Raw genomic sequence first — 5756 nt, 5'->3', positions numbered from 1 at the left:
GAAATTACACGCTAATCGGCGCCGTCGCCGCTTCCAGCCACGAACGCGCTTCGCTGTTCACCAGGGGTAAAAGCGCCTCACGTACCTGCTGGTGATATGTATCCAGCCACGCTTTTTCCTGCTCGCTTAACAGATCCAGCTCGACCTGACTCAGGTCGATGGGGATCAGCGTCAGCGAAGCAAATTTGCAGAATCCCGGACGGCTCTCAACGATTTCTACCTGGTTTTCGATGCGGATACCGTGGCTATCGCCCAGATAATATCCCGGTTCGATAGTCATGATATTGCCCGCCACCAGCGGCCACGGATTGACCTTTTTGGCAATACGATGCGGGTTTTCATGGATCAGAAGCTGATGCCCCACGCCATGCCCCGTACCGTGATCGTAATCCAGCCCCATCTCCCACAATGGACGACGCGCGAAAGCATCCAGCTGATGTCCCTGAGTGCCGGAAGGAAACTGCAGGGTAATCAGCGACAGGAAGCCTCTCAACACGGCGGTGTAGTGCAGGCGCTGCTGCGGGTTGACCTGACCCCAGGCCAGCGTGCGCGTGGCATCGGTAGTGCCATTAGCATACTGACCGCCGGAATCGTTCAGGTAAAAGTGGTCATGAACGATGGGCTTGTTGCTGGCTTCGCTCGAATGGTAATGGCACATCGCCGCATTGCTGGAGGAGGCGGAGATGGTGGCAAAGCTTTGCTCGATAAACCCGGGCTGCTGTTTACGGAACGCAAGCTGTTGGGCCTGAACCTCCAGCTCGGTTAGCGGGTTTCCTGCCGCCTCGCGCAGCGGCACTTCACGGCTCAGCCAGGCAAGGAAGTTGACCCATGCGGCACCGTCCTGGTGATGACACTCGCGGTAACCCGCCAGTTCGACCGGGTTTTTGGTGGCCTTCATCAGGGTTATAGGGTCAGTCTGCCAGACAATCTCTCCCTGTGGCTCAATAGCGAAGCGCAGGGCTACCGGCGCGGAATCGGCATCTACCATTACCCGTTTACCGGCAGCAAGCCGCTGGCAGCGCTCGATAAAGGCGTCCTGCGGCGCAATAGTGAACGCATTGCGCACGGCATCTGGCAGGGCGCTGAGCTTATTGTCGTTAACAAACCACTCAACGTGACCGTCTCGACCCAGCAGGACAAAAGAGAGCGGTACCGGGCTGTAAGGAATATCTGCTCCCCGCACGTTCAGCAGCCAGGCGATATTGTCCGGCAGGGTAACGGCCAGATAATCGGCATGGCTGGCGGCCAGCACGGCGGCAACGCGCTGACGTTTGTCTGCGCTGCTTTCACCGCTGAGTTCAACCGGCATGCTACGAATAAGCCCCGCCGGTGCGGCAGGGCGGTCAGTCCACAGAGTATCAAAAGGCGATTCACTCAAAGGCACCAGTTCGCACCCTGTGGCGGACAGCTGCTCAAACTCTGTATTGGTCATCAGCAGCGGGTCAAAACCGATACGCGTGCCTGCCCCCACGTTTTCCGCCAGCCATTGCGCCAGCGGCTCGTTATGCAGGTGGTGGATCTCAATCTCATTCGTGTTGACCTGCACGCGCGCCTGAACCTGATAGCGGCCATCGACGAACAGCAGTGCTTTGTCCTGCAGCACCAGCGCCACACCGGCCGAACCGTCAAATCCCGTCAGCCAGGCCAGCTTTTCATCGTAGGGTGCGCAGTATTCACTCTGCCAGGCATCGGCGCGCGGGACGATCATCCCGTCGAGATGGCTGGCTTCAAGCCACTGGCGCAGGGCAGAGAGAGGTGATGTGCTGTACATTATTTATCCTTGTCGTAATTAGCGGAACGGCGGCTCGTTGAAGGTGCGCAGCTTGCGGGAATGAAGTCTGTCCCCTTCCGCTCGCAGCAGGTCAATGGCGCGGATGCCAATCTGCAGATGTTCGGATATCGCCCCTTCATAGAAACGGTTGGCCTGGCCCGGCAGCTTAATTTCGCCGTGCAGCGGTTTATCGGAGACGCACAGCAGCGTGCCGTAGGGGACGCGGAAGCGATAGCCCTGCGCGGCGATGGTGGCGCTTTCCATATCAATCGCCACCGCGCGGCTCAGGTTAAACCGCAGCGCGGAGGCGGAGTAGCGCAGCTCCCAGTTGCGATCGTCCGTAGTGACGACCGTGCCGGTGCGCAGGCGCTGCTTAACTTCTTCGCCCGGCATACCGCTCACCTCTTTGGTGGCGTCATACAACGCACGCTGGACCTCGGCGATGCTTGGGATGGGAATATCCGGCGGCAGTACGGCATCAAGCACATGGTCATCACGCAGATAGGCGTGGGCGAGCACGTAATCGCCAATCAGCTGGCTTTCGCGCAGGCCACCGCAGTGGCCAATCATTAGCCACACGTCCGGGCGCAGAACCGCCAGATGGTCGCAGATGGTTTTCGCATTCGACGGGCCGACGCCAATGTTAATCAACGTAATGCCCTGACTGTCGGCGGTGATCAGGTGCCAGGCTGGCATCTGATGCTTTTTCCACGCCAGGTCGGAAATCAGCTGCTCGGGGGCTTCGGTCTCCGCAGTGATCCAGATCCCCCCCGCACAGGAGAGCGCGATGTAAGGGCTCTCCGGGTCGAGGATCTGGCTGCATCCCCAGCGGACAAACTCGTCGACGTAGCGGGTGTAGTTGGTAAAGAGCACGAAGGGTTGAAAATGTTCGGCTGGCGTACCGGTGTAGTGACGCAGGCGCGCCAGGGAGAAATCGACCCGGCGGGCATCAAAATGTGACAGAGGAGAAAACTCTGCCGGGTGATAAATGCCGTCAGCCGTCTCATCGCCAATCTGCGAAAGTTCCGTCGTCGGGAAGTGGCGGGTCAGGCCCGCGCTCATGGAGCGGTCCAGCGTTAACGCCGAACCGTCAATCACGTACGGATAGGGGATCTCGTGCTGGGAAGGCTCAACGGCGATGTGCGCACCGTAGTCCTGGTACAGCAGCGTGAGCTGCTCTTCAAGGTAAGGGCGGAACAGTGCAGGACGGGTGACGGTGGTGCTGTAGCAGCCGGAGTGGGTGAAACGGGCATAGGCGCGGGTTTTCGGCGTGGTGCTGGCGCTGCCGTCCCAGGTCACAGAGAGCGACGGATAAACAAAAAGGCCCTCGCTTCTGGCCTTTTCGTCGGGGAGTTTCCCTGTGTCGATATACTCGCTAATGGCGCTGCGCAGCGCGTTGACGGACTGTTCATACAGTGCGTCGAGTTTTTCCAGCGCCTGAGCCGGGGTCAGGCTGGAGCCCTTATTATTCATCTCTGTCTCCTTGTTCCACAGGTGTGCGACTCTACCCGATAGTATGTCACACGCCTGTGAAACAAAAGTGAGATCAGCGGTGGTGCGTCTCTTTCATCAGAAGCGCCGTCGCCGCAGAGAGCAGGCAGCCGGCCAGCAGATAAATCGCCACGCTGTGCCAGTTTCCGCCGGAGAAGGTCACCAGCGCGGCGGCAATAAAGGGGGTAAACCCGCCGCCGACGACGCTTGCAACCTGGTAACCCACGCCTGCTCCGCTGTAGCGGTAGCTGGCGCCGAACAGTTCGGTAAACATCGGCTGCTGGACGCAGACCACCATATCGTGAGCGATGTTCGCGAGCATAATGGCAAAGAAGACAATCCAGAAGATCGACTGTGCCTCCAGCGCCATAAAGAAGGGCCAGGCGCTGAGGGTTCCCACCAGCGCCCCGGTGATATAAACGCGACGTCGACCAAAGCGGTCCGCCAGCCAGGCGAAACAGGGGATGGTCAGGCAACTGATCCCGCCGACCACCAGGCCGATATTCAGAAACAGCTCTCGCGGCAGACCGAGATTCTGCGTTGAGTAGTTCAGCGCAAACGCGGTGACGATATACATCGTCAGCAGTTCGCACAGGCGCAGGGCGATAATTTTCAGAAAAGCGCCAGGGTGCTGCACCAGGGCTTCCATCACCGGCAGCCGCTTTTTGACGGCTGGTATTTCCTGCTGCTGTTCGAATTCAGCGGACTCTTCCATCCCGTTACGGATCCACAGCGCGGCGATGACCAGCACGATGCTGAAGATGAACGGAATGCGCCAGCCCCAGCTCAGGAACTGTTCGTCGGTGGTGAGCTGGCTGATTAAGGAGACCAGCCCGGTAGAGAGGAGCAGACCCACGCCATACCCGACCTGTACGCCGCTGCTGTAAAACGCTTTCTTATTTTTTGGCGCGCTCTCAACCGATAACAGCGCCGCGCCGCCCCACTCGCCGCCCACGGCGAACCCCTGAATGGCGCGCAGGGTAACCAGCAGTACCGGTGCCCACCAGCCAATGGTGGAAAACGAAGGGAGGATGCCAATCAGCGCGGTGGCGATCCCCATCATCCAGACGGTGAGCATCAGCATACGTTTGCGACCGAGGCGGTCGCCGAAGTGGCCGAAGATCACGCCACCCAGCGGGCGAAACAGAAAGCCGACGCCGAAGGTGGCAAACGCGGCGAGCGTGCCCATCGCGGGGCTGACCTGCGGGAAGAATTCGCGGTTAAAGACCAGGGCGGCGGTAATGCCGTAGAGCAGAAAATCATACCAGTCGACGACGGCACCCGCGAAGCTGCCGAGGGCGGCGCGGCGGGCACGATTGAGCGAAGGTGTCTCCTCGGTGGGATGTGTGGAGGTGAGAGTGGAATCCATAGTTGTCCTGTCTGCACTGATTTTTAATTATTGGTATAAGAAAAAGTCACTCACAAAGCGGCCGTCACGTAAACGGAACTTATGAGACTACCGCGACAGGGAGCCTGTGCAAACTGATTTTATTTCCTGATGGGTAATGCAAAACGGCTACGCTATGCTTAGTGAAGAACGAAGCGACGGAGGAAGGGACGATGTGTCGTAAAGAGGTGTTGGGGTGTCTTGCTGCGTTGCTTATCAGCCAGAGCGTGCAGGCGGTGAGCTATCCGTTGCCGCCGACGGGCAGCCGACTAGTGGGAAGCGCGCAGGTCATCACCGTGCCGGATCGCAATACGTTACCGCTCGAGGCGTTTGCCGCACAGTACGGGCAGGGGCTGAGCAATATGCTGGAAGCGAACCCGGGCGTGGATCCTTTTTTGCCCAAATCCGGTACCCGGCTGGTCATTCCCCAGCAGCTGATTCTGCCTGACACCGTCCGGGAAGGCATTATCGTGAATGCGGCAGAAATGCGCCTCTACTATTATCCGCCCGGCGGCACTACCGTAGAAGTCCTGCCCATTGGCATCGGTCAGGCCGGGCGCGAAACGCCGCGTAACTGGGTGACGGCGGTTGAGCGTAAGCAGGAGGGACCGACATGGTCGCCGACGCCCAATACGCGCCGCGCCTATGCGGCAGAAGGCAAAACGCTGCCTGCATTCGTGCCTGCCGGGCCGGATAACCCGATGGGGCTGTATGCCATTTATATCGGCAGGCTGTACGCCATACACGGCACTAACTCGAATTTTGGCATCGGGCTGCGGGTGAGCCAGGGCTGTATTCGTCTGCGCAATAACGACATCAAATACCTGTTCGATAACGTTCCGGTCGGAACCCGGGTACAGCTTATCGATCAGCCCGTTAAAGTCACCACCGAGCCGGACGGTAGCCGCTGGGTGGAAGTGCATGAGCCGTTGTCACGTAACCGTGCGGAATTTGAATCGACCCGGAAAGTGCCGCTGCCGATATCGGCCGCGCTGCGGACAGAGTTGATCAACGAGGGGGCAGGTGCTGAGCTGGAACGGCGGTCAGGGATGCCGGTGAAGCTCGGCAATTGAGGACATTTTCGCCACCCGACAATTTAACCCAACC

4 protein-coding genes are annotated in these 5756 nt (G+C 59.2%); 1 reads left to right on the top strand and 3 read right to left on the bottom strand.

Translation table 11 applies throughout. The features are described from left to right. Positions 1-4 precede the first annotated feature (4 nt). From EKN83_RS23025 to shiA, 3 genes are all read right to left on the bottom strand, one after another. Complete coding sequence (locus EKN83_RS23025; RefSeq protein ID WP_126801779.1) at positions 5-1771, bottom strand: aminopeptidase P family protein; 1767 nt, start codon at positions 1769-1771, stop codon at positions 5-7. A gap of 18 nt (positions 1772-1789) precedes the next feature. Further along, entirely contained in the window at positions 1790-3244 is a 1455-nt protein-coding gene (locus tag EKN83_RS23020; RefSeq protein WP_126801778.1) for an AMP nucleosidase, read from the bottom strand. A 73-nt stretch (positions 3245-3317) separates the two neighbouring features. Then, positions 3318-4631 carry a shikimate transporter gene (gene shiA / locus EKN83_RS23015; RefSeq protein ID WP_095451011.1) on the bottom strand — a complete coding sequence of 438 codons (1314 nt, stop codon included), beginning with the start codon at positions 4629-4631 and terminating at the stop codon, positions 3318-3320. A 191-nt stretch (positions 4632-4822) separates the two neighbouring features. Between shiA and ldtA the strand changes: the two genes are divergently transcribed. After that, complete coding sequence (gene ldtA / locus EKN83_RS23010) at positions 4823-5722, top strand: L,D-transpeptidase (RefSeq protein WP_025759289.1); 900 nt, start codon at positions 4823-4825, stop codon at positions 5720-5722. The last annotated feature ends 34 nt before the right edge of the window (positions 5723-5756 follow it).

Source organism: Enterobacter sp. WCHEn090032 (assembly GCF_003986875.1).
GTDB classification, from domain to species: Bacteria; Pseudomonadota; Gammaproteobacteria; order Enterobacterales; family Enterobacteriaceae; genus Enterobacter; species Enterobacter sichuanensis.
This window is presented reverse-complemented; position numbering and strand designations above follow the sequence as displayed.